20 protein-coding genes are annotated in these 25,148 nt (G+C 74.4%); 11 read left to right on the top strand and 9 right to left on the bottom strand.

Features of this window, described 5'->3' with window-relative positions; translation table 11 throughout:
• The first annotated feature begins 385 nt into the window (after positions 1-385).
• The gene (locus ACIP82_RS12495; RefSeq protein WP_363613161.1) at positions 386-1,153 is read left to right on the top strand and encodes an ABC transporter ATP-binding protein; all 768 of its coding nucleotides are present in this window, start codon (positions 386-388) and stop codon (positions 1,151-1,153) included.
• Between the two features lie 16 nt (positions 1,154-1,169).
• Entirely contained in the window at positions 1,170-3,740 is a 2,571-nt protein-coding gene (locus tag ACIP82_RS12500) for an ABC transporter permease (protein ID WP_400653282.1), read from the top strand.
• Positions 3,741-3,923: 183 nt separating this feature from the next.
• Here ACIP82_RS12500 and ACIP82_RS12505 read toward each other — a convergent pair whose 3' ends face one another.
• The gene (locus ACIP82_RS12505) at positions 3,924-5,432 is read right to left on the bottom strand and encodes an LCP family protein (RefSeq protein ID WP_400653284.1); all 1,509 of its coding nucleotides are present in this window, start codon (positions 5,430-5,432) and stop codon (positions 3,924-3,926) included.
• A 164-nt stretch (positions 5,433-5,596) separates the two neighbouring features.
• Between ACIP82_RS12505 and ACIP82_RS12510 the strand changes: the two genes are divergently transcribed.
• Together ACIP82_RS12510 and ACIP82_RS12515 are read left to right on the top strand one after the other, a co-directional pair.
• Entirely contained in the window at positions 5,597-6,637 is a 1,041-nt protein-coding gene (locus ACIP82_RS12510) for a glycosyltransferase family 2 protein (protein WP_363613145.1), read from the top strand.
• Positions 6,638-6,722: 85 nt separating this feature from the next.
• On the top strand, positions 6,723-7,388 hold the full coding sequence (locus tag ACIP82_RS12515) for an acyltransferase (protein WP_400653285.1): 666 nt from the start codon (positions 6,723-6,725) through the stop codon (positions 7,386-7,388).
• Here the strand turns inward: ACIP82_RS12515 and ACIP82_RS12520 are convergent.
• The 3 genes from ACIP82_RS12520 to ACIP82_RS12530 all read right to left on the bottom strand — a co-directional run bounded on the left by ACIP82_RS12520 (position 7,346) and on the right by ACIP82_RS12530 (position 11,374).
• The gene (locus ACIP82_RS12520; protein WP_400653287.1) at positions 7,346-8,998 is read right to left on the bottom strand and encodes an LCP family protein; all 1,653 of its coding nucleotides are present in this window, start codon (positions 8,996-8,998) and stop codon (positions 7,346-7,348) included. The two genes, ACIP82_RS12515 and ACIP82_RS12520, sit on opposite strands and share 43 nt — an antisense overlap.
• Positions 8,999-9,235: 237 nt before the next feature.
• Positions 9,236-10,546: an LCP family protein gene (locus ACIP82_RS12525; RefSeq protein ID WP_363613139.1), complete on the bottom strand. Its 1,311-nt coding sequence runs from the start codon at positions 10,544-10,546 to the stop codon at positions 9,236-9,238.
• A 36-nt stretch (positions 10,547-10,582) separates the two neighbouring features.
• Positions 10,583-11,374 carry a TIGR03089 family protein gene (locus ACIP82_RS12530; protein WP_363613137.1) on the bottom strand — a complete coding sequence of 264 codons (792 nt, stop codon included), beginning with the start codon at positions 11,372-11,374 and terminating at the stop codon, positions 10,583-10,585.
• Positions 11,375-11,477: 103 nt separating this feature from the next.
• Here ACIP82_RS12530 and ACIP82_RS12535 point away from each other — a divergent pair, with 103 nt between their 5' ends.
• Positions 11,478-12,782, top strand: a complete 1,305-nt coding sequence (locus ACIP82_RS12535) for a peptidoglycan recognition protein (RefSeq protein WP_400653289.1) — start codon at positions 11,478-11,480, stop codon at positions 12,780-12,782.
• On the opposite strand, the gene ACIP82_RS12540 is transcribed toward ACIP82_RS12535, so the two are convergent.
• Positions 12,779-13,270: an SgcJ/EcaC family oxidoreductase gene (locus ACIP82_RS12540; protein ID WP_363613133.1), complete on the bottom strand. Its 492-nt coding sequence runs from the start codon at positions 13,268-13,270 to the stop codon at positions 12,779-12,781. The genes ACIP82_RS12535 and ACIP82_RS12540 overlap by 4 nt on opposite strands.
• Positions 13,271-13,276: 6 nt before the next feature.
• Between ACIP82_RS12540 and ACIP82_RS12545 the strand changes: the two genes are divergently transcribed.
• Genes ACIP82_RS12545 through ACIP82_RS12555 form a run of 3 tightly spaced genes read left to right on the top strand, consistent with a single transcriptional unit; the run spans position 13,277 to position 14,825 of the window.
• A complete protein-coding gene (locus ACIP82_RS12545; RefSeq protein WP_400653291.1) occupies positions 13,277-14,242 on the top strand; it encodes a DNA-3-methyladenine glycosylase family protein in 966 nt (321 codons plus the stop codon).
• A 44-nt stretch (positions 14,243-14,286) separates the two neighbouring features.
• The gene (locus ACIP82_RS12550; RefSeq protein ID WP_400653292.1) at positions 14,287-14,559 is read left to right on the top strand and encodes a type II toxin-antitoxin system Phd/YefM family antitoxin; all 273 of its coding nucleotides are present in this window, start codon (positions 14,287-14,289) and stop codon (positions 14,557-14,559) included.
• Positions 14,556-14,825: a type II toxin-antitoxin system RelE/ParE family toxin gene (locus ACIP82_RS12555; protein WP_363613127.1), complete on the top strand. Its 270-nt coding sequence runs from the start codon at positions 14,556-14,558 to the stop codon at positions 14,823-14,825. Before ACIP82_RS12550 ends, ACIP82_RS12555 begins: the two co-directional genes overlap by 4 nt.
• A 3-nt stretch (positions 14,826-14,828) precedes the next feature.
• Here ACIP82_RS12555 and ACIP82_RS12560 read toward each other — a convergent pair whose 3' ends face one another.
• From ACIP82_RS12560 to ACIP82_RS12570, 3 genes are all read right to left on the bottom strand, one after another.
• Positions 14,829-16,121: a coenzyme F420-0:L-glutamate ligase gene (locus ACIP82_RS12560; protein WP_400653294.1), complete on the bottom strand. Its 1,293-nt coding sequence runs from the start codon at positions 16,119-16,121 to the stop codon at positions 14,829-14,831.
• Positions 16,118-17,077 (bottom strand): 2-phospho-L-lactate transferase, encoded by a 960-nt coding sequence (gene cofD, locus ACIP82_RS12565; RefSeq protein WP_363613123.1) that lies wholly within the window; start codon positions 17,075-17,077, stop codon positions 16,118-16,120. The genes ACIP82_RS12560 and cofD overlap by 4 nt, the downstream gene beginning before the upstream one ends.
• A 66-nt stretch (positions 17,078-17,143) precedes the next feature.
• Positions 17,144-17,794 carry a cysteine dioxygenase family protein gene (locus ACIP82_RS12570; RefSeq protein WP_363613121.1) on the bottom strand — a complete coding sequence of 217 codons (651 nt, stop codon included), beginning with the start codon at positions 17,792-17,794 and terminating at the stop codon, positions 17,144-17,146.
• 618 nt (positions 17,795-18,412) lie between these two features.
• Here ACIP82_RS12570 and ACIP82_RS12575 point away from each other — a divergent pair.
• The 3 genes from ACIP82_RS12575 (at position 18,413) to ACIP82_RS12585 (ending at position 24,544) form a co-directional block, all read left to right on the top strand.
• The gene (locus ACIP82_RS12575; protein ID WP_238862849.1) at positions 18,413-18,685 is read left to right on the top strand and encodes a WhiB family transcriptional regulator; all 273 of its coding nucleotides are present in this window, start codon (positions 18,413-18,415) and stop codon (positions 18,683-18,685) included.
• A 228-nt stretch (positions 18,686-18,913) separates the two neighbouring features.
• Positions 18,914-22,792: a glycosyltransferase gene (locus ACIP82_RS12580; RefSeq protein WP_400653296.1), complete on the top strand. Its 3,879-nt coding sequence runs from the start codon at positions 18,914-18,916 to the stop codon at positions 22,790-22,792.
• A gap of 6 nt (positions 22,793-22,798) precedes the next feature.
• Positions 22,799-24,544 carry a DUF5719 family protein gene (locus ACIP82_RS12585; protein ID WP_400653297.1) on the top strand — a complete coding sequence of 582 codons (1,746 nt, stop codon included), beginning with the start codon at positions 22,799-22,801 and terminating at the stop codon, positions 24,542-24,544.
• A 67-nt stretch (positions 24,545-24,611) separates the two neighbouring features.
• Here the strand turns inward: ACIP82_RS12585 and ACIP82_RS12590 are convergent, their stop codons facing one another.
• Complete coding sequence (locus ACIP82_RS12590; RefSeq protein WP_363613113.1) at positions 24,612-25,064, bottom strand: metallopeptidase family protein; 453 nt, start codon at positions 25,062-25,064, stop codon at positions 24,612-24,614.
• Positions 25,065-25,148: the final 84 nt, after the last annotated feature.

A 25,148-nucleotide genomic window follows, 5' to 3' on the forward strand; every position in this document is an offset into this window, starting at 1 on the left:
GGGGCCCCCCCCCCCCCCCCCCCCCCCCGTTCTCGGCTTCGCCCGCCGCGGCGTCCCCCCCCCCCCGGCGCCCCCCCGGGGGGGGGGGCCCCCCCCCCCCCGGGGGGCCCCCCCGCCCCTCCCCGTACATCTCCGGTTGGGCCGCTTCATCCCGGCGGATGACGAGTGATCCGCGGGCCGCTCCTAACGTTGTCCTTATCCCCACTCGTGCGAACGAGGGCGAGGCTCAGCGGAACCGGAGCCGGCCACACGCGATGGGTGGTGCTAACTCCCGGTCGAGGACTACCGCCTCCGCCATGTCGCAGGACAGGCGGGGGCGGCGAGGCTGGGGGCAACGGGTGGGCCCACTTCTTAGGAGACTTCAGTGACGACGGCAGCAGCAGCCGTGTACGACCCCCAGCTTCCCGCCGGCGACGCCGGTGTCGCGGCCTCGGCCCGGCAGGTGACCAAGGCCTACGGCTCGGGCGAGACCAGGGTCACCGCGCTGGACGCGGTGGACGTCGACATCCAGCGCGGCCGCTTCACCGCGATCATGGGCCCCTCCGGCTCCGGCAAGTCGACCCTGATGCACTGCCTGGCCGGCCTGGACACCGTCACCGAGGGCCGGATCTGGATCGGTGACACCGAGATCACCGGCCTGAAGGACAAGCAGCTGACCAGGCTGCGCCGGGACAAGATCGGCTTCATCTTCCAGGCCTTCAACCTGCTCCCGACGCTGAACGCGCTGGAGAACATCACGCTCCCGATGGACATCGCCGGCCGCAAGCCGGACACCGCCTGGCTGGAGCAGGTCGTGGAGACCGTCGGCCTGGCGGGCCGCCTCAAGCACCGTCCGACCCAGCTCTCCGGCGGCCAGCAGCAGCGCGTCGCGGTGGCCCGGGCGCTGGCCGCCCGCCCCGAGATCATCTTCGGCGACGAGCCCACCGGCAACCTCGACTCCCGGGCCGGCGCCGAGGTGCTGACCTTCCTGCGCCGCTCGGTGGACGAACTGGGCCAGACCATCGTCATGGTCACCCACGACCCGGTCGCCGCCGGCTACGCGGACCGCGTGCTGTTCCTCGCCGACGGTGTGATCGTCGACGAGATGTACGCCCCCACCGCCGACTCCGTCCTCGAACGCATGCGCCGTTTCGACGGCAAGCGCACGAGCTGAGCGGGGAACCGGGACCATGCTGCTCAAGACCTCACTGAGAAGCTTCTTCGCCCACAAGGGGCGGATGGCACTCTCCCTGATCGCGGTCGTCCTGTCGGTCGCGTTCGTCTCCGGGACCCTGGTGTTCTCCAACACCGCCACCGGCACGTTCGACCGGCTCTTCGCCTCGACCGCCTCCGACATATCCGTCCAGCCCGCCAAGACCGGCCTCGACGGCGAGGAGGACGACGACGCGCGCGGCAGGACCGCCACCCTGCCGGTGGACGTCGTCCAGAAGGTGGCCGCCACCACCGGCGTGAAGCAGGCCATCGGCCAGATCATGATCGCCAACGCCACCCTGGTCAACCCGGTCACCAACAAGGCCGTCGGCCCGACCAGCGGTGCGCCGACCCTGACCGGCAGCTGGACGGACACCCCGCGCAGCTCGGTGGAGGTCACCAGCGGCCATGCGCCGCAGGGCCCCGACCAGATCGTGCTGGACGCCGACACGGCCAAGAAGGCCGGGCTCGGCCTCGGCGGCAGGCTCCGCGTCATCACCGTCGAGGGCAAGCACGACTTCTCCATCGTCGGCATCGTCTCCTTCAAGACCACCAACCCGGGCGCGGCGCTGGCCTTCCTGGACACCGCCACCGCGCAGCAGGTCCTGCTCGGCACCACCGCGTACACCTCCGTCGAGGTCTTCGGCGACGGCAGCCGCAGCAACGACCAGCTCAAGGCCGACGCGGCCGGCACGACGGGCGGCGGCTACCAGATCAAGACGGCGGCGGAGCAGAAGGAGGAGAACAACAAGAGCATCGGCTCCTTCCTCGGCTTCATGAAGAACGCGATGCTCGGCTTCGCGGTCGTCTCGGCGCTGGTCGGCGGCTTCCTGATCGTCAACACCTTCTCCATGCTGGTCGCCCAGCGCACCCGGGAGATCGGGCTGCTGCGCGCCGTCGGCGGCAGCCGCAAGCAGGTGAACCGCTCGGTGCTGGTGGAGGCGCTGATCCTCGGCGTGCTCGGCTCCACCATCGGCATCGGCGCGGGGCTCGGCCTCGCCGTCGGCCTGATGCAGCTGATGAAGGCCGTCGGCATGAACCTCAACACCGACGACCTGCAGATCGGGCCGGACGCGGTGGTGTACGGCTACCTGCTGGGCGTCGGGGTCACCCTGGTGGCGGCGTGGTTCCCGGCCCGCCGGGCCAGCAGGATCGCACCGATCGCCGCCCTGCGCGACCACGGCACCCCGGCCGAGGGCCGGTCCAACACCGTCCGCACGGTGATCGGCCTCGTCCTGACGGCGGGCGGCGGCGGACTGCTGGTGCTCGCCGCCAAGGCCGACAAGGCGGCCACCGGCGGGGCGTACCTGGGCCTGGGCGTCCTGCTCACCCTGCTCGGCTTCGTCGTCCTCGGCCCGCTGCTGGCCACCGCCGTGATCCGGGTGCTCGGCGCGCTGCTGCCCGCCCTGTTCGGCCCGTCCGGCAAGCTCGCCCAGCGCAACGCGATGCGCAACCCGCGGCGTACCGGTGCCACCGCCGGCGCGCTCATGATCGGGCTGGCGCTGGTGATCGGCGCCTCGGTGTTCACCTCCTCGATGGTCAAGTCCTCCACCGAGCAGATCGACAAGTCGGTCGGCGCGGACTACATCATCTCGGGCGGCCGGACCGGCCTCAGCGCCGAGATGGTCACCGCCGCGCGGAACACCCCCGGCCTGGACCACGTCACCGAGCAGAAGAACATGCCGGCGAAGCTCACCACGCCGGACGGCAACACGACGAAGTCCTTCCTCGCCGCGGTGTCGGAGCGCTTCACCGACGACTTCCGGCTCCCGGTCACGTCCGGTACGGCGGCCTCGGTCCAGCAGGGCTCGCTGGCGGTCGGCGAGGAGTACGCCAAGGAGCGCAACCTCAAGGTCGGCGACACCATCAAGGTCGAGTACGCCAAGGGCCACGTCCAGTCGCTGACGGTCGGGGTCGTGCTGGCCAAGGGCTCGCTCTTCGACGGCGCCGTCTTCGTGGCCATCGACACCGTCGCCAAGGCCGTCCCGGCGGCCGAGCTGCCGCTCGACAGTTCGGTCTACGGCACGGCCGCCGCCGGAGCGGACATCACCAGGACGCTCGCCGCGCTGGAGGACTCGCTCAAGGAGTACCCGCAGCTCGGCATCAAGGACCAGGCCGGCTACAAGGACCTCGTGCAGGGCCAGGTCAACACCCTGCTCTACATGGTCTACGGCCTGCTCGGCCTGGCGATCGTGGTCGCGGTGCTCGGCGTGGTCAACACCCTGGCGCTGTCGGTGGTCGAGCGCACCCGGGAGATCGGCCTGCTGCGGGCGATCGGCCTCTCGCGCCGCCAGCTGCGCCGGATGATCCGGCTGGAGTCCGTGGTCATCGCCCTGTTCGGGGCCGTCCTCGGCACCGGCCTCGGCCTGGCCTGGGGCATCACCGGGCAGCAGGTGCTGAAGGACCAGGGGCTGGCGACGCTGGCCGTGCCGGTCGGCACGATCGTCGCGACGCTGGCCGCCTCGGTGGTCATCGGTCTGCTGGCCGCTCTCGTCCCGGCCTTCCGGGCCGGGCGGATGAACGTCCTCGCGGCGATCGCGACGGACTGACCCCGCCACGGGGGCCTTCCCGGCCGGGGGACAGCGCCGGGGAGGGCATGGGCGGGGCAGGGGGAACGGGGGGAACCGGGGGGACGGGGGACCGTGGGGGCCGGGTGCGACACCGCATCCGGCCCCCGCGGCGTGTCCGGCCCGGGCCGGGACGGTCGGGGAGGTCGGGGCGATCCGGGGCGGTCAGGGACAGAGGATGTCCGCCGCCTTGTCGGCGGTCACGGTCGTGGCGGCGGAGGGCACCGGGGGAGCGGGGGGAACCGACGGTGCGCCGGCGGCCGGGCCGGTGGTGGGGCTCGGGGGCGTCTGGTAGGCGGTGCCCGCGTACACCTGGAGGGTGGGCCCGAGCCCCGCGACGGCCGTCAGCTCGGCGCCCGGCAGGGCGGCGGCCAGCGTCCGGGCCGACTCGTCCCAGCGCGGGTCGTACCGGATCGCCGTCCGCGCGGCCGGCCCGCCCGCCGGGGCGTTGGACGGCGCGCCGGTGGTCGCGAAGCCCGCCCGTCGCAGGTCGCCGTCGACCCGGGAGCCGAGCCCGGCGGTCCCGGCCGCGTTGAACACCTGGACGTGCACCTGCTCGGGCGTCACGGCGGGCTTGGCGGCCGGCGCGGTGGCGGGGGCCGTCGGGGGAACCGCTGTGGGGGCGGCGGTGGGCGCCGCCGTGGGAACCGCCTCGTCCAGCGGCCGCCCGTCCCGGACGGCGTCGAACAGGGCCTTGGCCCCCGCCTGGTCCCAGAGCACCGTCGAGCCCCAGCCGTTCACCTGGTGGTCCAGCTGCGCCAGCGGCACCGTGGCGAAGTCCGCCTTGCCCGCCGAGAGGTCCTTCATCCTGGTCGCCAGGGTGATCAGTTCGTCCGCCGTGAGGTCCTTGTCGGCCTTGACCGAGCCCAGCAGGCTGTCCGTGACCCGCGCCAGCCGGACCGGGTTGAGCAGGGTGCCGCCGCTGGTCACCTGGTGCATCAGCTGGGCGACGAGCCGCTGCTGCCGGTGCATCCGCCCGAGGTCGGAGCTGCCGTCGACGTGCCGGGCGCGGACGTACTTGAGCGCCCCGGCGCCGTCCAGGGTGCTGGTGCCGGCCGGCAGGTCGAGCCCGGAGTACTCGTCCTTCAGCGGCTTGGCGGTGCAGACCCGCACCCCGCCGACGGCGTCCACGGCGGAGACGAACCCGGCGAAGTCCACCTGGAGGTAGTGGTCGATCCGCAGCCCGGTGTTCTGCTCGACGGTGGCGACGGTGAGCTGCGGCCCGCCCATCCCGTACGCGGCGTTGATCTTGCCCTTGCCGGCCGGCACCTCCTTGCGGGTGGCCGGGTCGCGGTGCGTGGGGATGTCCACGTAGGAGTCGCGCGGGATGCTGACCACGCTGGCCCGGGCGCCGTCCCTGGCGAGCTGGACGATCATCATGGTGTCGGTGCAGCGGCAGGACTCGCCCCCGGCGTGCAGCACCTCCTTGAGGGTCTTCTCCGGGATGCCCGAGCGGTCGTCGGTGCCGACCACCAGGAAGGTGGTGGCCCCGTCGTCGGCCGGTCTGGCCTGGTCGCCGCCGAAGGCGTCGACCCGGTCGATCGAGCCGAGGCCGTGCAGCACCGCCCAGCCGCCGCAGGAGGTGGTGAGGACGGCGAAGGCGATGCCTGCGGCCAGCCGGCGGGGCCAGGAGCGGCGCCGCCGGGGACGGGCGGAGAGGGGGGAGACGGGCATCTCTCGGATGGTAGGGGTGGCTCGCACTAGGCCGGGTGAGGGCGCGCCGGGGGTGGGTAGTACGGTGGGCCTGATCGGCGAAACGTTCCTTCAGCGAGGGGTACGAGGAGCCGCCCAGACCGGGACAAGACGGCGACCCGCCCGCACCGGTACGGTTGGCCCCGATGAACACCAAGGCTGCTGAGGAGCTGCCGGCGGTCTCCGTGATCATGCCGGTGCTCAACGAGGAACGACACCTGCGCACGGCCGTCCGGCACATCCTGGAACAGGACTACGCCGGGCCGATGGAGGTGGTGATCGCCCTCGGTCCGTCCTCCGACCGCACCGCGCAGATCGCCGCCGAGCTGACCGCCGAGGACCCGAGGGTCAGGACGGTGGAGAACCCCACCGGCCGCACCCCCGCCGGGCTGAACGCCGCGATCCGCGGCTCCAGCCATCCGATCGTGGTCCGCGTCGACGGGCACGGCCTGCTCACCCCGGGGTACATCACCACCGCGGTCCGGCTGCTCGGCGAGATGGAGGCCGCCAACGTCGGCGGCATCATGCACGCCGAGGGCGAGACCGAGTGGGAGAACGCGGTCGCCGCCGCGATGACCTCGAAGATAGGCGTCGGCAACGCCGCCTTCCACACCGGCGGCCTGGCCGGCCCGGCGGACACCGTCTACCTCGGGGTGTTCCGGCGCGAGGTGCTGGAGAAGCTGGGCGGCTACAACGAGGAGTTCGTCCGCGCCCAGGACTGGGAGCTCAACTACCGCATCCGCCAGGACGGCGGGCTGGTCTGGTTCACCCCGCAGCTGCGGGTCACCTACCGGCCCCGGCCGAGCGTGCGGGCGCTGGCGAAGCAGTACAAGGACTACGGCCGCTGGCGCCGGGTGGTCACCCGCTACCACAAGGGCTCGGTCAACCTCCGCTACCTCGCCCCGCCGGCCGCCTTCGTCGGCGTGACGCTCGGGCTGGTGCTCGGTGCCGCCGTCCACCCGGTCTTCCTCGCGGTGCCCGGCGCCTACCTGCTCGGCATCGTCGGCGGCGCGCTGGTCGAGGGCCGCGGGCTGGCGCCGAAGGCGAAGGCGATGCTGCCGGTGGCCTTCGCGACCATGCACCTCAGCTGGGGCTTCGGCTTCCTCACCTCGCCGAGCTCGCTGGCCCGCCGGGTGATCGGCAGCCGCGCCCCGTCCGCCACGGACGTGGTGACCGAGGGCCGCTGACCCGGCGCAGCCCGGCCGACCGCAGTCCGGCCGATCCCACCGACCCGCCCTCCTGACCCGCCGCCCGGCGCTATCGCCGGTCGCCATGGGGACAGTCGAGGGCGGGTCCGTCGTCGGTGCCCGTGTCGAGCCGGGCGCGGACGTGGACGGACGGGCGGTGCTCGGCGCCGGGACGACGGTCTGGCACCTCGCCCAGGTGCGCGAGGACGCGGTGATCGGCGCCGACCGCGTCATCGGACGCGGCGCCCACGTCGGCCCCGGCGTGCGGATCGGGGACCGGGTCGAACTCCAGAACCACGCGCTGGTCCACGAACCCGCGATGGCCGAGGACGGGGTGTTCATCGGCCCGGCGGCCGTGCTCACCAACGACCTCCACCCCCGGTCGGTGGTCGAGGACGGCCGGCTGAAGCGCGGGGACGACCGGCACGCCCAGGGCGTGACGCTCCGCGAGGGCTGCTCGGTCGGCGGCCGCGCCGTCCTGGTCACCGGGGTGACGGCCGGCCGCCGGGCGCTGGTGGCGGCGGGCGGCGTGGTCCACCGGGACGTCCCGGACTTCGCCCTGGTCGCCGGTGTACCGGCCCGCCGGATCAAGTGGGTCGGCCGGGCCGGCGAGCCGCTGGAGCCCGACGGCCCCGGCCGCTGGCGCTGCCCGCGCACCGGCGAGGAGTGCCGGGAGACGGGCGGCCTCCTCGCCGAGGCCCGAGCGGCCTACTTGGCGCAGGCGTCGGTGTCGTCGGCCTGGACGCGCTGAAGGTCCTTGGGTGCCTCGGTCGGCACGGCGGCCGGGTTCGCGGGAGCCGCCAGCACGTCCTTGCCGAGGGCCAGCACCAGAGCGTCCCTGGTGCCGGCCTTCGGGTCCTCCCTGACCGCGTCGGCGGGCAGGCCGAGGGCGGCGGCCAGCGCGGCCGCCTCGGTCGACCGGCCGGCCGGGTAGGACACCGAACTGGCCGGTGTGGCAGGCATGTTGGCGCCGGTGGCGGCCCTGGTGAAGCCCTTCGCCTGGAGCTTGTCGACGGCCTGCTGGGCCTGCCCGGGCGTCCCGCTGCCGTTGCGCACCGTCACCCGGAGGCCCTTGGTGTCCACGGCCGGGGTGGTGGCCGTCGGCCCGGGGGCGGGGGTGGTCGGGGCGCCGGCCCCGGGCGTGGCGGGGGCGGCCGGGGTGGCCGTCTCGGTCAGCGAGCGGTCGTTCGCGATCATCGAGAACAGCTGCCCGGCGTCCGGCTGCTTGAGCACCAGCCGGTCCTTGTCCTTGGGGTCGTCCAGCACCGGCACGGTGGCGAAGGTGATGTTCTTGGTGTCCACCTTGCTGACGTCCAGCGCCAGGTCCTTCAGCTTGTCGACGCTGCCGATCCCGGAGTCCACGGTGAGCGCCTTGGTGGCGGCGTCGGCGAGCTTCCACAGCTTGGCCGGGTTGGTCAGGGTGTCGCCGCTCTTGATGGCGCGGATCATCGAGCTGATGAACTGCTGCTGGAGCGGGATCCGGGTGAGGTCCCCGCCCAGGCCGACGGCGTGCCGGGTGCGGACGAAGGCCAGCGCCTCGTCGCCCTGCACCACGTGCCGGCCCTTGCTCATCTTCAGGTGCGAGTCGGGGTCGTTGATGTCCTTGGCCGCGCACACCTCGACCCCGCCGACGGCGGCGGAGAGCGTCTTCACGGCTTCGAAGTTGACCATCACGAAGTGGTCGACCCGAATGCCCGTCACCTTCTCGACGGTCTTCCAGCTGCACCCCGGGTCACGGCCGTCCTGACCGAGACTGGTGTTGAACATCGCGCGCGTCGAGCCCGGGATTTTCTTGCCGTCACCGCTCTGGCATTCCGGGATCGGCACCATCAGATCGCGCGGAATGCTGATCACGGTCGCATTGCTGCGGTCCTTGGCGACATGGAACAGCAGGGTGGTGTCGGCGTGTCCGGCGCTGCCCTCGTCGCCGTACTCGCGGCCGAGGCCCTCCCGGCTGTCGGTGCCGAGCACCAGGATGTTCAGCGCGTCGCCGGCCGCCTTGGGCCGCTCCTCCTCGCTGCCCAGCTGCACCTTGACGGCGGTGATGTTGCTGTTGAGGTGCTGGTACACGTAGTACGCGCCGCCGCAGCCGGCCGCCAGGACCATTGCGCCGATCCCGGCCGTCCACTTCAGCACCCGCCGCCGACGGCTCCGTTTGGCGGCGCCGGCCCTGCGGTGGGCGGCCCGGCCGCCGCCGTCGCGACGGCCCGGCGGGGGTGCGGCGGCCGCCGACGGCTCCGGGGCGGGCTTCCGGCGGCGCTGCGGCGGGATGGCGGCGGCGGGGTCGAGCCGGTACTGCCCGGTCTCCGGATCGAGCACCCACTGGTCGGCGGGGTCGACCTCCTGTTGGTCCTGCTGCACGGGGCTTCCCTCCCTCCGACCGGTCCACGGGCCGGTGCGCGGATGCCGCGCGCCGACCCGGACACACTAGACGAGTCGCGTGGGGGAATTGTTCCTGATGTGATCTCCGCCATGTTCCCGGGCGTCAATTCACCAGGTAAATCAGGGTCCGGGAATTTCCCTCGAAAGCCTTCGAAGGAATGATCCGCACACAAAAGAGTGACCCTGACCTGCGATCAGTGCCCGGTGCCGGGCGGGTCAGTGCGCCGCGCAGGCGTCCACATCGGCGGTGCGTCCCTCGAACGTGGGCGAGGCGGACGGGTCGGCTGACGCCTCGGCAGTCTGGGCGGTCCCGTCCGAGCCGGCTGCGGCGGACGCGGTCGCCCCGGCGCCCGGTCCGGTGGCGGGTCCGGTGCCCCGGGCGGTGACGGAGCCCGGCGGGCGGACGACGACCGGACGGTCGTCGCGCAGCGTGGTGAACAGCTGGGTGGTCTGCGGCTGCACGAACTCGTCCCGGTCCGAGTCGAAGCGGTACGGGCGGCGCGGCGCGGTCAGGAACACCACGTTCGCCGAGGGGATGTCGCGCAGGTCCTGGGTGAGGTCGTAGAGCGCGCCCAGCGAGGAGAGGCCCCCGTCGGCCTTCACCGAGGAGGTCGCGGCGTCCAGCACCGGCCAGAGCCTGGCCGGGTTCAGCAGCACGCCCTGCGACTGCGCCTTGCGGATCAGCGACGCCAGGAACTGCTGCTGACGCCCCATTCGCTGGGTGTCGCTGCCGTCGCCGAGGGTCTCCCGGGCCCGGACGTAGCCGAGCGCCTGCTCGCCGTTCAGGGTCAGCCGCCCGGCCGGCAGGTCCAGCCTGGCGTCCTTGTCGTGGATCGGCTGGGGGACGCACACCTCGACCCCGCCCACGGCGTTCACCATCGACTTGAAGCCGGTGAAGTCGAGGATCACATGGTGGTCGATCCGGATGCCGCTCAGCTGCTCGACGGTGCGGATCGAGCAGGCCGCGCCGCCGATCTCGAACGCCCAGTTGAACTGCATCAGCCCGGGTTTGTTCCGGGTGCCGTCCGGCTTCTCGCAGGCCGGGACGGTGACCATGACGTCGCGCGGGATGGAGACCGCCGTCGCGTGCTTCCGGTCCGCCGCCAGGTGCAGCAGGATCGTGGTGTCCGAGCGCCGGCCGCCGGCCTCGCCGTACGAGGCGTTCGCGCCCGTCCGGTCGTCGCTGCCGATCAGCAGGATGTTCTCGGCACCCTTGGCCCCGGCGGTCCGGCTGGGCCGCTCGGCCTCCAGCTGGGCCAGCAGCCGGTCGGTGGCGGTGTCGGTGCCGATGTTGCCGTCGAGCTTGCGGTAGGCGATCCAGAGCAGTGCGCCGGAGGCGACCAGCAGGAAGGCGAAGGCGCCGGCGGTGATCATCAGCCACCGCCGGCGCCCTCGTCCGGGTGCGGTCGGGGAGCCCGGCCGGGGGACGTCCGGCTTCGGGGCGTCCGGGTCGGGGAGGCCCGGGGTCGGGGAGGCCCCGGGCGGGGGGCGCTCGGTCGGGGGGTGCTCGGTGTCGTCCTCGGCCATGGCAGGGATCCCTACCCGCCGGGCCGGACCCGGGGGTTACCCGAGGCGCAGTGTCACCCGTTCGGACTCCGCCCGCTTCTCCCACTGCTCGGCGGTCAGGTCCTGCGAGTTGCGGCAGAGCACCACCGAGGCGCCGGCCGCCAGCGGCGCGAGCAGTCCGGCCTCCAGGCCCGTCCAGTCGTCGTACGAGAGCGTGGACAGCACCCGGTCGCCGGGCCCCAGGTCGAGCCGGACGGCGCCCTCGCGGGCCAGCGCGACGGTCTGCTCGCCGGTCAGCTTCAGCGGCAGCCCGTCGACCTCGGTCTCCAGCGCGGGCGCGTCCGGGGTGACGGGGGAGTACGGCGCGAAGCGGTCACCCTGGCCGGGCACCTCGGCGGCGTAGTCGAGGAAGCCGTCCGGGCGCTGGGGGAAGCGTCCGCCGAGCGGGCGCAGGGCGAGGGCCACCCGCTCCCCCTCGCAGGCGTGGGCGGCGGCCAGGCCGTCCGGGCCGCTGACCACCAGGTCGGCGGTGCCGGGCTCGCCGCCCGGGACGGCCGCCACCCCCACCGACCAGCAGGCCAGCAGCCAGACGGCGCTCTGCCAGTGGGCGGGCAGGAGGAGGGCGGCGCGGTCGCCCGGGCCGGCGTTCAGCTCGTCCTGGAGCAGGTTGGCCGTCTTGGCCACCCAGTTGTCGAAGGTCCGGGCGGAGAGCTCGACCCGTTCGCCGGTCGCGTCGTCGTAGAAGGTGACCAGCGGGGCGGCGGGGTCGACTGAGGGAGTGCCACCTCGCAGGTATGCGTGCAGCAGCTCGACGGGGGTTCGGGCATCGGCAGCGAAATGCGCAGTCATGGTGCGCCCCAGCCTACGGCCTTCGGGTGGGCCACCGGGAGGGGAGGCGGGCCGGGTGGGAGTGACGTGGCGACACTGTCTGTTTGCGGTGAACATCCCTTCTATGACCCTTCATCTTCCGGCCGCCGCTCTCGCCGGCTGCACCGCCGTCCTGCTCCTCCAGCCCGTCACCGCCGCCGCCGAACCGGCCCCGCGGCCACGGACCCCGGCCGGCGGCGGCTCGGTCACCTCGCTCCCGCTGACCGCGATATCCACCGGGGCCACCGGGCGTGCCGGGCCCGCCGGACGCGGCCTCGCGGCGCGCGCCACCCGGCCGTTCGAGCTGCTCGGGGTCGGCTGGGACGGCCCCGCGGCGGCGCTCGCGGACGGCTCGGTCCGGGTGCGCGTCCGGTCCGCCGCCACCGGCGCCTGGAGCGGCTGGCACGACCTGGACACGGACGGCGCCGACGGCCCCGACGGCCCTGACAGCGCCGAGGGCCCTGACGGCCCCGACGGGCCGCCGCACGGTGCGACGGCGCCGCTCTGGACCGGGCCGAGCGACGGTGTCGCGGTCGAGGTCGTCCCGGGCCCCGCCGGGCCGCCGCCCGGACTGCGGGTCGAACTGGTCGACCCCGGGCAGGGCGCGGACGCGGCCACCGCCCAGGTGCTGCCCGGGAGCCCGGCGGACGGGCACCAGGCCCCCCGCCCCACCGTCGTCACCCGGGCCGGCTGGGGCGCCGACGAGTCGCTGCGGGAAGAGGGCTTCGTCTACACCGGCCCGGTCCGGGCGGTCTTCGTCCACCACACCGCCACCGCCACCGAGTACGACTGCGCCGACGCGCCCCGGGTGATCAGGGCGCTGTACCAGTACCACGTACAGAGCAACGGCTGGCGGGACATCGGCTACAACTTCCTGGTGGACCGCTGCGGCACCGTCTACGAGGGCCGGGCGGGCGGCGTCGGCCTGCCCGTGCGGGGCGCGCACACCCTCGGCTTCAACACCGACTCGGCGGGCGTCGCGGCGATCGGCACGTTCACCACCGACGTCCCGCCGGAACCCCTGCTGGACGGGATCGCCCGGACGGCCGCCTGGAAGCTCGGCCTCACCGGCCAGGACGCGGCCGGCCGCGTCCAGCTGGTCTCCGCGTCCTCCGCCAGCCGCTACCCCAAGGGCAGCAAGGCCGACTTCGACGCCGTCTCCGGCCACCGGGACGGCTTCAACACCGAGTGCCCCGGTTCGGTCCTCTACGAGCGCCTCCCCGGCATCCGTGCCGCGGCCGCCCGTCTCCAGCACGCCGACGGCGCCCCGGCCCCGGACCCAGTCCCGGCTCCGGATTCGGGCCCGGCTCCTGCTCCGGACTCGGCCCCGGCTCCTGCTCCTGCTCCTGCTCCGGACGCAGCTCCTGCTCCTGCTCCGGCTGCGGGCTAACCCGGCCCCGGGCCGCGCCCGACCAGGGCGCGCAGCTCGGCGGTCAGCTCCCGGGCGAGGTCCGGTCGCAGGTCGTAGCGGGCCGGGGTGTTCTGCAGCAGCGCGATCCGCCAGCCGGCGCCCGCGTTGACCGCGATCACCGTCTGCAGGGCGTTGAGCGCCGGGTCGAGGTCCTCGGCGTCGTCCGGGACCAGGCCCGCGACGGCGTCCAGCTGCGCCACCCCCGGCCCGAGCGCCCGTACCCGGTGCACCCTCGCCACATACTCGGGGGTGGCGTGGTCGGCGAAGAGCCGGCCCAGCTCGGCGGCGATCACCGACCGTCCGCTGTGCCGGGTGCCGTCGAAGCCGATCACCTCCCCGTCCTCGGCGAACGGTCCGGCGAAGGCCGGGCCGTCGCGCAGGTTCCAGCCCTCCAGCACCCGGTGGTAGAGCGCGCGCACCGCGCTCCGGTCCCCGGGGGACAGTTCGGGCAGCCGCGTATCGTTCATACCCCCATGGTCGGGGAAGGCGGTGGGGCGGGACAGCGGAGGAGGCGTACGGCGGTGACGGGCGAGGCGGTACGGCGCTGGCGGCCGGGCTTCCCGCTGGACGCGGCCCGCACCCTGCTGCCACTGCGGCGCGGCCCCGCCGACCCGGCGTACCGGACCACCGGCGACGGCGCGATCTGGCGGGCCTCCCGCACCCCGGCCGGGGTCGGCACGCTGCGGGTGCTGGCCCGCCCGGCCGACGGCGAGGTGGAGGCGCGGGCCTGGGGGCCGGGCGCCGACTGGCTGCTGGAGCGGCTGCCCGCGCTGCTCGGCGCGGAGGACGAACCGGCGGGCCTGGTGCTGCCGCCCGGCCCGCTGCGGGAGGCCCGGCGGCGGGCGGCCGGGCTCCGGCTCGGGCGCACCGGCCTGGTCCTGGAGTCGCTGGTGCCGGCGATCCTGGAGCAGAAGGTGACCACCGACGAGGCGTACCGCTCCTGGCGCACTCTGCTGCGGGACTTCGGCACCCCGGCGCCCGGCCCCGCCGAGGGCATGCGGGTGGCGCCGTCGGCCCGCGAGTGGGCGCTCGTCCCCAGCTGGGAGTGGCACCGCGCGGGGGTGGACCCGAAGCGCTCCGCCACCGTCCAGCGCGCCGTCCGGCTGGCACCCCGGCTGGAGGAGGCGTCCGCCCTCGGCCACGACGCCGCCTTCGCCCGGCTCACCGCCGTCCCCGGCATCGGCCTCTGGACGGCCGCCGAGACGCTCCAGCGCAGCAACGGCGACCCGGACGCGGTCTCGGTCGGCGACTACCACCTCCCCAACCTGGTCGGCTGGGCCCTGGCCGGCCGCCCCCGCAGCGACGACGCCCAGATGCTCGCCCTGCTGGAGCCCTACCGCCCGCACCGCCACCGGCTCTGCCGCCTCCTCCTCGCCACCGCCTCCCACGCCCCCCGCTACGGCCCCCGCCTGACCCCCAACGACCACCGGGGGCGATAGGCGACGGAACCTCCGGTGTACACCTGCGGGTGTACGCTCGATGCATGGCTGACGCACTGAGCATCCGTGAAGCCCGGGCCCACCTCGCCGAGGTCGTCACCAGGGCCGAGGCCGGCGAGATCACCGTGATCACGCGCAAGGGCGAACGCGTCGGGGCGGTGGTACCCATCGAGATCCTCGACGCCATAGAGGAGGCCGCGGACGAACTCGCCGCCCGCGAGGCCGAGCAGCACCGGGGCGATCCGACGGTGAGCATGGGCGAGCTGCTGGCGGACCTGTTCGACTCGCCCCCGGGCTCCGCCGGGAGCGCCGCGTGAAGTACGCGTTCCGCTTCACCACGCATGCCCAGCGCCAGTTGCGCACGATCGGCCAGGTCGAGGTGCTGCGGATCCTCACCGCGCTCACCGCGCTGGGAGACGACCCCTGCACCGACGGTCCTGACGTCAAGAAGCTGAGTGGCCACGACGGTCTCTACCGGCTGAGAGCCGGCGACTACCGCGTGATCTACGAGATCGACGGCGAGGTGCTGGTGATTCTCGTCGTGCACGTGGGCAACCGTCGTGATGTGTACCGCCGGCTCTGAGCCCTACCGCACCTCGATGAAGGCGTCGGCGGGCCGGGCGGGGCGGTCGCGCGGGGGTTCGGCGGGGCGGCCGACGGCGATGGCGCCCATCGGGTCCCAGCCGGCCGGGAGGTCCAGGGCGGCGCGGACGGTGTCGCGGCAGAACATCGTGGAGGAGACCCAGGCGGAGCCGTAGCCCTCGCCGGCCAGGGTGACCAGGAGGTTCTGCACGGCGGCGCCGATGGCGACGGTGAACATCTCACGTTCGGCGGTGGCACGGCGCTCGTCGGGGTAGTCGTGGGAGCCGTCCATCACCAGGCAGGGGACCACCAGGTAGGGCGCGTCGCGCAGGACGTCGCCGCGGGCGGTGCGGCGGGCGATCTTCGCGTCGTCCCAGCCGTCGAGCTCGCGCAGGTCCCGCCGCCAGGCGGCGAGCATCGCGTCCAGCAGCCCGGTCCTGGCCACGGCGGACTCCAGCAGGACGAACCGCCAGGGGGTGGTGTGGTGCGGGGCCGGCGCGGTGACGGCGGCGGCGACCGCGCGGCGGACGGCGGCCCCGTCGACCGGCTCGGCGGTGAAGGAGCGGATGGTCCGCCGCAGGGTGACGGCCTGCCGCAGCGCCTCGGAGGTGCCGAGCCGGAACATGTCGTCGGCGGCCGGGCGGACCAGCGGCCGGGTGCCCTCGCCGTCCTCGGCGGTGACCAGCCGGGCCAGGCCCCGGACGACGGCGACCGGGACGCCGGTGGCCTTGCCCTTCACCAGGTCGGCGGCGGCGGCGAGTTCGTCGGCGGTGGCGGTGACGGTCGTGGCCAGTTCGTTGCCGTGGCTGTCGGTCCGGCCCCGGTGGTCCTCCAGGACGGACAGCCCGGCGGCGCCGATGGCGACGTCGGTGAGACCGTCGCGCCAGGGCCGGCCGAAGGTGTCGGTGACGACGACGGCGAGCCTTCGCCCGGTGAGGTGCTGGAGGCGGGCGCGCAGCGCGCGGGCGGAGGCGTCCGGGTCCTCGGGCAGCAGCAGCACGGTGCCGGGGGCGGTGTTGGAGGCGTCCACCCCGGCGGCGGCCATCACCAGGCCGTTGCGGTTCTCGACGATCCGGACCGGGCCGCGCCGGGCGACCACCCGGACGGTCTCGGCGTCGATCGCGGCCTCGCGGTCGGCGGCGTGCAGCAGCCGGCCCTCGGCCTTGCTGACGATCTTCGAGGTGACGAGCAGGATGTCGCCGTCCTCGTAGCTGTCGGCCTTGGCGATCAGCGCGGCGAGGTCGGCGCCGGCCTCGACCTCGGGCAGACCGGTGACGGGCAGGATCCGCAGGCTCACGCGCGGACCTGCTCGGCGAGCGCCAGCGCGGCCCGGGCCATCTCACCGGTGGCCGCGAGGTCGGTCATCAGCAGCGGGACGGCCCGGCAGGCGATGCCGCCGGCCTCGACCGCGGCGACCGAGGCCTCGTCCGCGGTGTCCACCAGCCAGCCGTCCAGGAGCGCGGAGCCGTAGTCGAGCGCCACCGCCTCGGCGGTGGCCTCGACGCCGACGGCGGCCAGCACCTTGTCGGCCATGCCGCGCACCGGCGCACCGCCGATGATCGGGGAGAGCCCGACCACGGGCGCGGCGGCGGCGGCCACGGCGGCCCGGATGCCGGGCACGGCGAGGATGGTGCCGATCGAGACGACCGGGTTGGACGGCGGGAAGAGGATCACGTCGGCGGCGGCGATCGCCTCCAGCACCCCGGGCGCGGGCTTGGCGGTGTCCGCGCCGACCGGGATGATCGCCTCGGCGGCCACCGCGGCGTGCAGCCGGACCCAGTACTCCTGGAAGTGGATCGCCCGGGTGCCGTCCTGGTCGGTGATCCGCACGTGCGTCTCGACCCGGTCGTCGCTCATCGGGAGCAGCCGCACGCCCGGCTTCCAGCGCACGCAGAGCGCCTCGGTGACCTGGCTCAGGGTGTACCCGGCGGTGAGCATCTGGCTGCGGACGAGGTGGGTGGCGAAGTCGCGGTCGCCGAGCCCGAACCACTCGGGGCCGACGCCGTACTCCTTCATCTCGGCCTTGATCGACCAGGTCTCGTCGGCCCGGCCCCAGCCCTGTTCCTCGTGGATGCCGCCACCGAGGGTGTACATCACGGTGTCGAGGTCGGGGCAGACCTTGAGGCCGAAGAGGTGGATGTCGTCGCCCGTGTTGCCGATGACGGTGATCTCGTCCTGCGGGCCGACGACCTCCCGGAGTCCGCGCAGGAAGCGCGCTCCGCCGATTCCGCCTGCCAGTGCCACGATGCGCATGCGCCCATCCTGCCACGGTCCGACTGCCCGTCAGCCCGGTCCGTCGGCCGGGTCGACGGCGTGGCGTCAGTGGGCGTCGGCGCCCGCCTGGGTGCGCGGCTCGGCCTGCTGCTCGGGGACGGCGGTGGCCGCGTACTGGTTCATCGCGGTGAGGCCCGGCGTGTAGACGTGGATGGAGACCGCGGGCTCCAGCGAGCCGTTGACCACCTCGTGCAGGTAGCCGGAGGAGAACACCCGCTGCCCGCCGGGGCGCAGGGTCCGCGCGCCCTCGCCGGCGTGCGTCAGCGAGCGCTCGACCAGCTCGCCCTGGACGACGGTCATCACGCCGGAGGACTCGCCGTGGTCGTGGAAGCCGCTGCTCTGGCCGGGCAGCCAGCTGAGCAGCCAGACCTCGTAGCCGGGGCCGGTCTCCAGCCGGGCGTACCAGCGGGTGAGCGCGTCGTAGCGGACCAGCGGCTCCCAGCGGGCGCGGTCGGCGGCGATCTCGCGGGCCAGCTGGGCGTAGCCGGCGACGGTGGTGGGGTGGCCGGGCAGATCGGTGCGGGCCAGGTGCGGGAAGGCGAGCGGGTCGCCGGCGATGGAGACGTCGCTGAGGCCGTCGGCCCAGCGGCGGGCGGGGCGGGCGCCGGGCGCGGGGGCCGGGGTGGTCGGCGCGAGGCCTCGGCGGGCGAGCTTGTTGCGGTCGCGGTTCCGCTTGCGGATGCGGGTCATACGCACGGGAGTCGTCCTCGTATACGGCTGGTTCGTCAGGGGATCAGCCGGATCCGGGATGTCCTGGGGTGGGAATCGCGGGCGGCCTCTGTGCTTCCTGGGCGGCGCGCGGTGGGACTGCGGGCGCCTAGATACAGCAGGAACAGAGGCGACAACAGGAGTTCACGGCAGGGCGGAGCGCGGAACCGCTCCGGGGGCTGGCGAACTCTGACATGGGACAAAGGAGACCGCATCCGTAGGGGCGGTGTCAACTCGGGAGCTAGGACATTCGGGCGAGATCAGTTACGAACCACCGGATGGGGTGATAAATCACCCTCTATGTTTCGATGGGAAGATCGCCGGGAAGGCAGCCCGATGACCGACCTGTGGCGATGACCGTGTGTCACTCGGCGGATGGTTGCGGATGGTTCCTCGGTATCCGAGGCGTTCGGGCGGTAAGTCCGATGTGTCCAGATATGTACACTATTCGTAATGGCTTGGTGCCGGGGAGTGAATCCTGGCCCCAATACCAGAGCTCGGCTTGACTGAGCCAGAGTGACGCAACTGTAATTTCACTCGTGTCGTCCGCCGCACGAGGCAACGGCAACCACGGGGACGCCAATAGGGGCAGAGGAGGCGCGCCACATGAGCGAGCTCTTTGAGCTGTTGATCGGTGACGGCATCGAGGAGGACGAAGAGGAACTCGGTTGGCAGGAGCGCGCGTTGTGCGCCCAGACCGACCCGGAGTCCTTCTTCCCCGAGAAGGGCGGCTCCACCCGCGAGGCCAAGAAGGTCTGCCTCGCCTGTGAGGTCCGCTCCGAGTGCCTGGAGTACGCCCTCGCCAACGACGAGCGGTTCGGCATCTGGGGCGGCCTCTCCGAGCGCGAGCGCCGTCGGCTCAAGAAGAGCGCGGTCTGACCGGGTCGGCCCCTGACCCTCTCTGACTCTTCGACAACCGCACAGCAGGACGAGCGCCTCACCGTGCTGGTGGGGCGCTTTCGCGTTCCGGACATCCCCGCCGGACCGGGCGTACCGCCTCTGTACGGACACCGCGAACAACGAGGCCATCGAGAGCCGTTAGTGTGGTGCGCCATCCGGTTGCCGTTCACCGGCTGTGTCCACCGAGAACTGGGGCCCGCGCACGCGATGACCGTCTACAGCCACCAGAGCGGCTTCACCGCTGCCAGGCCGCCCGCCTATCCGCGTCACCTGGTCACCGCCGTGATCGTCTCGCACGACGGCGCCCGCTGGCTGCCGCAGGCCCTCGCCGGCCTGCTCGGCCAGGACCGCCAGGTCCAGCGCGTGCTCGCCGTCGACACCGGCTCCACCGACAACTCTCCGCAGTTGCTCGCCGACACCCTCGGCGACTGGCTCCCCGAGAGCGGCCCACTGATCCTCGGCCGCCGGGCCGGCTTCGGCACCGCCGTCGGCGAGGCCGTCGCGGGCGCCGCGCCGCTGCGCCCGGACGACCTCCCGTACCGGCTCGACCCCTCCGGCTACGACCCCGTCACCGGCGGCTGGGACGACTTCGGCGACCCGCTCGGCCACGAGGACGACCTCGGCCGCGGCGGCCCCCGCGAGACCCAGCCGGTCGAGTGGCTCTGGCTGCTGCACGACGACTGCGAACCGCAGACCGACGCGCTGCGCCGACTGCTCCAGGTGGCCGACTCCACCCCCAGCGCCGCCGTCGTCGGCCCCAAGCTGCGCAGCTGGTACGACCGCCGCCAGCTGCTGGAGGTCGGCGTCACCATCGCCCGCTCCGGTCGCCGCTGGACCGGGCTCGACCGCCGCGAGCAGGACCAGGGCCAGCACGACCAGGTCCGCCCGGTGCTCGCCGTCTCCACCGCGGGCATGCTGGTCAGGCGCGACGTCTTCGAGGAGCTCGGCGGCTTCGACCGGGCCCTGCCGCTGATGCGCGACGACACCGACTTCTGCTGGCGGGTCAACGCCGCCGGCCACCGCGTGGTGGTCGCCCCCGACGCCGTGCTGCGGCACGCCGAGGCCGCCAGCCGCGAGCGCCGCGCCATCGACTGCGGCCCCTCCCACCCGCACCGGCTGGACAAGGCCGGCGCCGTCTTCACCCTGCTCTCCAACACCAGGGGCCTGCTCTTTCCCTACGTCCTGCTGCGGCTGGTGCTCGGCACCCTGCTGCGGGTCGTCGCCAACCTGCTCGGCAAGGACCCGAAGCAGGCCTTCGACGAACTCGCCGGTCTCGGCCACGAGCTGATCCGGCTGCCCCGGCTGCTGGCCGCCCGCAAACGGCGCGCCCGCACCCGGGCCGCCGACGCCCTGGACGACCGGACGCTCTTCCCGGCGCCCGGGGCCACCGCCCGGCTCGCCGTCGAGGGCGTGGTCGGCGCGCTCGGCATCGGCGGCGGCGACGACGCCGGGGCCGGCCGGCACGGCTCGGTCGAGGCCGGACCGGGCGACGAGGAGTCCGAGGACCTGGTCGTCGAGCAGTTCACGCTGATCAAGAAGCTGGCCCGGCGCCCGGCGCCGGTCCTGTTCGCCGCCCTGCTGGTGTTCGCCCTGATCGCCTGCCGCGGCCTGCTCGGCGGCGGTGCCCTGTTCGGCGGTGCCCTGCTGCCCGCCACCGACGGCGCCTCCGGTCTCTGGGACATGTACGCCGGCGCCTGGCACCCCGTCGGCACCGGATCCACCGCCGCCGCACCCCCGTACCTCGGGGTGCTGGCGGTGCTCTCCTGGATCCTGTTCGACCACGCCGACCTCGCGGTCACCCTGCTGGTCGTCCTCTCGGTGCCGCTCGCCGCCGTCAGCGCCTACCTGGTCTCCCGGCCGCTGCTCGACTCCAAGCTGGTCCGGGCCTGGGCCAGTGCCACCTACGCCCTGCTGCCCGCCGCCACCGGCGCGCTCGCCCAGGGCCGGATCGGCACCGCCGTCCTCGCCGTCCTGCTGCCGCCGCTGGCCCGCGCCGCCGCGATCGCCGCCGGTCTCGGCATCCGCGCCGAGACCGCCGCCAAGGGCGCCCGGCCCGGCTGGCGCCCCGCCTGGATGACCGTCCTGCTGCTCACCCTGGCCACCGCGTTCGTCCCGCTGGTCTGGGCGCTGGCCGTGCCGCTCTGCCTGGCCATGCTGGCCATCGCGGTGGTCCGCGGCGGGGCGTTCGGCTCCGGCCTCGACGCGCTGCGCCTGCTCGGTCTGCGCGTCCTGCTGATCCTCGGGGTGCCGGTCCTGGTGCTCGCGCCCTGGTCGCTGCAGGTGCTCTCGCACCCCCAGCGGCTGCTGCTGGAGGCCGGCCTGCCCGGACTGCACGGCAGCGGCGCCGACGCGCTCGGCCTGGTGCTGGTCAACCCCGGCGGCGCCGGGGTGCCGCCGGTCTGGCTGTCGGCGGGCGTGGTGCTCGCCGCGCTGGCCGCCCTGCTGCGCGCCGACCGCCGCCGCGCCGTCCTCGCCGCCTGGGGCGCCGCCGGCGCCGGGATGGTCTTCGCGGTCGTGGTGGCCGGTACCTCCGTCACCCCCGCCTCCGGCGGCCCGGCCGTGCCCGCCTGGGCAGGCCCGGCCACCCTGCTCGCCGGCATCGCCCTGCTGGCCGCCGCGGCCATCGGCGCCGACGGCGCCAACGCCCGGGTGGCCGGCATCGCCTTCGGCTGGCGCCAGCCGGTCGCCGCGCTGGTGGTGGCCGCCGCCGTGCTCGCCCCGCTGGGCACCGGCATCTGGTGGGCCGTCACCGGCGCCGCCGGACCGCTGCACCGCGCCCAGTCCGCCCAGGTGCCCGCCTTCATCGCGGAGGAGGCCGGCACCACCGACCGCTCCCGCACCCTGCTCGTCACCGGCGACCCGAAGGGCGGCTCCGTCCGCTACGCCCTGGTGCGCGGCGCAGGCCTGACCCTGGGCCAGGCCGAGTCCACCGTGGACCCGGCCACCGGCACCGGGAGCGGCCTCGACAAGATGGTCGGCAGCCTGCTGGCCGGCTCCGGCGCCGACCAGGCCGGTGCGCTGGCCGGCTACGGCATCGCCTACGTGCTGGTGGACCAGCCGGTGATCGCCACCTTCAAGGACGTCCTGGACACCACCCCCGGCCTGGTCAAGGTCAACCAGGACGGCGCCGCCGCGCTCTGGCAGGTCAGCGGCACCCCCGCGACCCGCGCCGTGATCACCGCCCCGGGCACCGGCCCGGTCGTGGTCCCCTCCGGCGAGCGCGACCTCGACACCACCGTCCCGGCCGGCCCCGAGGGCCGGGTGCTGCGCCTCGCCGAGGCGGCCGCCCCCGGGTGGAAGGCCACCCTGGACGGCACCGCGCTGGAGTCCACCACCGTCGACGGCTGGGCGCAGGGCTTCAAGCTCCCGGCCGCCGGCGGCAAGCTGGTCGTCACCCGTGAGGGCAGCCTGCTGCACACCGGCTGGATCTGGGCCCAGCTGCTGCTCGGCCTGACCGTCCTGGTGCTGGCCCTGCCCGGCCGCCGCAGCCACAAGGACGACGACCTGCCCGAGGAGGTGGTGGCCGCCGCCGCGCTGGCCGCCGCGGCCCAGGCGCAGGCGCCCGCCCCCGGCAGCCGCCGGGCCCGCCGGATGGCCGAACGCGGCGAGGGCGGCGACGGCGGCCCCGACGACGGCGGGGTGTACGAGGGCCGGCCGGGTGCGATCCCGCACCAGGCCACCGGCGAGGCGCCGGTCGAGGCGGTCGAGGCGGCCGCCGCCGTCCAGGACGCCGAGCCGTACGCCGACCCGTACCAGACGTACCAGCAGGCCGACCCGTACAGCTACGACCCCTACACCGCCCAGCAGCCCGCGGCCGCCCCGTACGGCGGCCAGGGCCAGGGCCAGGGGTACGGCCAGGACGGCTACCAGCCGCAGGCCTACCCGCAGGGCGGCCAGCCGGGCTACGACGCCTACCAGCAGCAGGACCAGCAGTACGCCTACGACCCCTACCAGCAGGCCGAGCAGCAGCCGTGGGTACCGGGGCAGCCGCAGGCCGAGCCCTACTACGACCCGAACGACCCGAATGATCCGAACAACCCCAACGGGCCGGGCCGGTACCCGCACCACCACGGATCGGGGAGCTGACCCGCGATGAAGAAGCCCGCCTTCAAGAAGAAGCCCAAGGCCGAGGCCGGCGACGGCCGGGCCCCGGACCTCTCCCCGGAGCAGTCCGCGGCCGCCGGGTCCGCCGGATCTTCGGGCTCCGCCCGGACGGCCGCAGGGGCCCCGGGGTCGTCGGGGTCCTCCGGGCCCTCCCGGGCCTCGGGGGGAACGAAGACCACCCAGTCGTTCCTGGCCGCCGCCGCCGTGCTCGCGGTGGTCTTCGGGGTCGCCGAGCTGCGCCCGCCGGCCGCGCCGGCCAAGGCCGACCAGGGCGGCACCGCCAGTACCGCGCAGGTCGAGCGGACGGCCGTGGTCTGCCCGCAGCCGCTCCAGGGCCTGACCGGCTCGACCACCCTCACCGCGTACACCCCGCCCGGCACCGGCGCCGCCACCGGCGGAGCCGGCTGGGCGGCCGACGCGGCGGCCCCCGCGACCGCTCCGACCGCCGCGCCGTCCGCCGCCCCGACCACGGCCGCCACCCCGGCGCCCGCCGCGTCCGGCGGCCCGGACAAGGGCGGCGCTCCCGCCGACGCCCGGCTGAACCTGGCCAAGCCCGGCACCCCCGTGGCCGCCCCCGCCGCCAACGGCGACACCGCCCCCGGTGCCGGGGCCGTCGCCACCGGCGCCTTCGCGCCCGGCTTCACCGTCACCCAGACCACCACCGTCACCGAGCAGCGCGGCCTGGGCCTGTCCGGCATCACCTGCACCCCGGCCGGCACCGGCTTCTGGTTCGCCGGGGCCAGCACCGCCGGCGACCGCACCGACTACGTCAGCCTGGTCAACACCGAGTCGACCGCCGCCGTCGTGGACATCAAGCTGTACGGCGACAAGGGCCTGATCGACAACGACGCCGCCAACGGCATCACCGTCGCTCCCGGCAGTTCGCAGTCCGTGCTGCTGCCGACCATCAGCAAGGGCGCGGTCACCGACCTCGCCGTGCACGTGGTCGCCCGCAGCGGCCGGATCGGCGCCGCCCTGCACGCCGCCGACGGCGGCAAGGGCGCCGACTGGATCCCCGCCTCCGCCGACCCGGCGCCCACCCAGGTGCTCCCCGGCCTGCCCGCCGACACCGCCGCCGCCCGCCTGATCGTCTGGGCGCCGCCGGAGGACGACGCCGACCTGAAGATCGAGCTCTCCGGCAAGAACGGCTGGTTCACCCCGGCCAGCAACGAGTCCATCCACGTCAAGGCCGGCATGGTGGCCGCCGTCGACCTCGGCAAGATCACCCGCGACGAGGTGGCCGGTCTGCGGCTCTCGCCCAGCGACGACAAGCACCCCACCCCGGTCGTGGCCGGCCTGCGGATCGACCGCACCGGCCAGAACGGCAAGTCGGACGCCGCCTGGCTGACCGGCACCGTGCCGGTCGGCGCCCGCGCCACCGTGGCCGACAACCGCGGCGGGGGCGCGTCCACGCTCTTCCTCACCTCCACCGGTGACGCCGCCACCGTCCGGGTCACCGCCTCGGCGGGCACCGGCGGCGGCACCCCGGCCACCAAGGACGTCGAGGTCCCGCCCGGCGGCACGGTCGCCCTCCCGGCCCCCGAGCCCGGCGGGCTGAACGGCAGCTTCGCGCTCACCGTGGAGACCGTCTCCGGCGGCCCGGTGGTGGCCGCCCGGATGCTCGCGATCCCCACCAAGGACGTGCCGATGTTCACCGTCCAGGCCCTGCGCGACGACCGCAGCAGCGTCAAGGTCCCGCAGGCCGCCCAGGACCCGGACGTCGTGCTGCGCTGACGCCGCGACACCCCGCGACACCGAGGGGCGGTACCCGGACGAACCCGGGTACCGCCCCTTCGCGCTGTCAGTCCTCGTCGTAGCGGGGGTCGATAGCGTCCGGCGACAGCCCCAGCAGCTCCGCCACCTGCTCGATCAGGATCTCGTGCACCAGCGCCGCGCGGTCCTCCCGCGACTTCGCCCGGATCTCCACCGGCCGCCGGTACACCACGATCTGGCTCTTGCGCCCCTGCCGGCCCGGCGACACCCGGCCCAGCGGCACCCCGCCGTCCGGGTCCGCGCCGTCCGCCTCGTGCAGCGGCACCTCCTGGACGGCGAACTCGACCTCGATCAACTGCGGCCAACGCCGTTCGAGACGCTCCACCGACTCGCGCACGTAGTCGTCGAACAACTCGGAGCGGGTGAGCGAGATCGGCACCTGCGGCGGCGCCAGCGGGCCGCGCAGGCCCCTGCCGTGCCGGTCGCGGTGCCGGGGGCGGCGCGAGGGCCCCGTCGATGACTGCGGTGCAGAGCTGTCCATATCACTGCCGAGGGTAGTCCTTGGACGGTCGGAAGTGGACCACTCCGACAGCGAATAGCGCCGGGCGACGGGTGCACGGACGGG

The sequence above is a fragment of the Kitasatospora sp. NPDC088548 genome (assembly GCF_044753005.1).
Taxonomy (GTDB): Bacteria; Actinomycetota; Actinomycetes; order Streptomycetales; family Streptomycetaceae; genus Kitasatospora.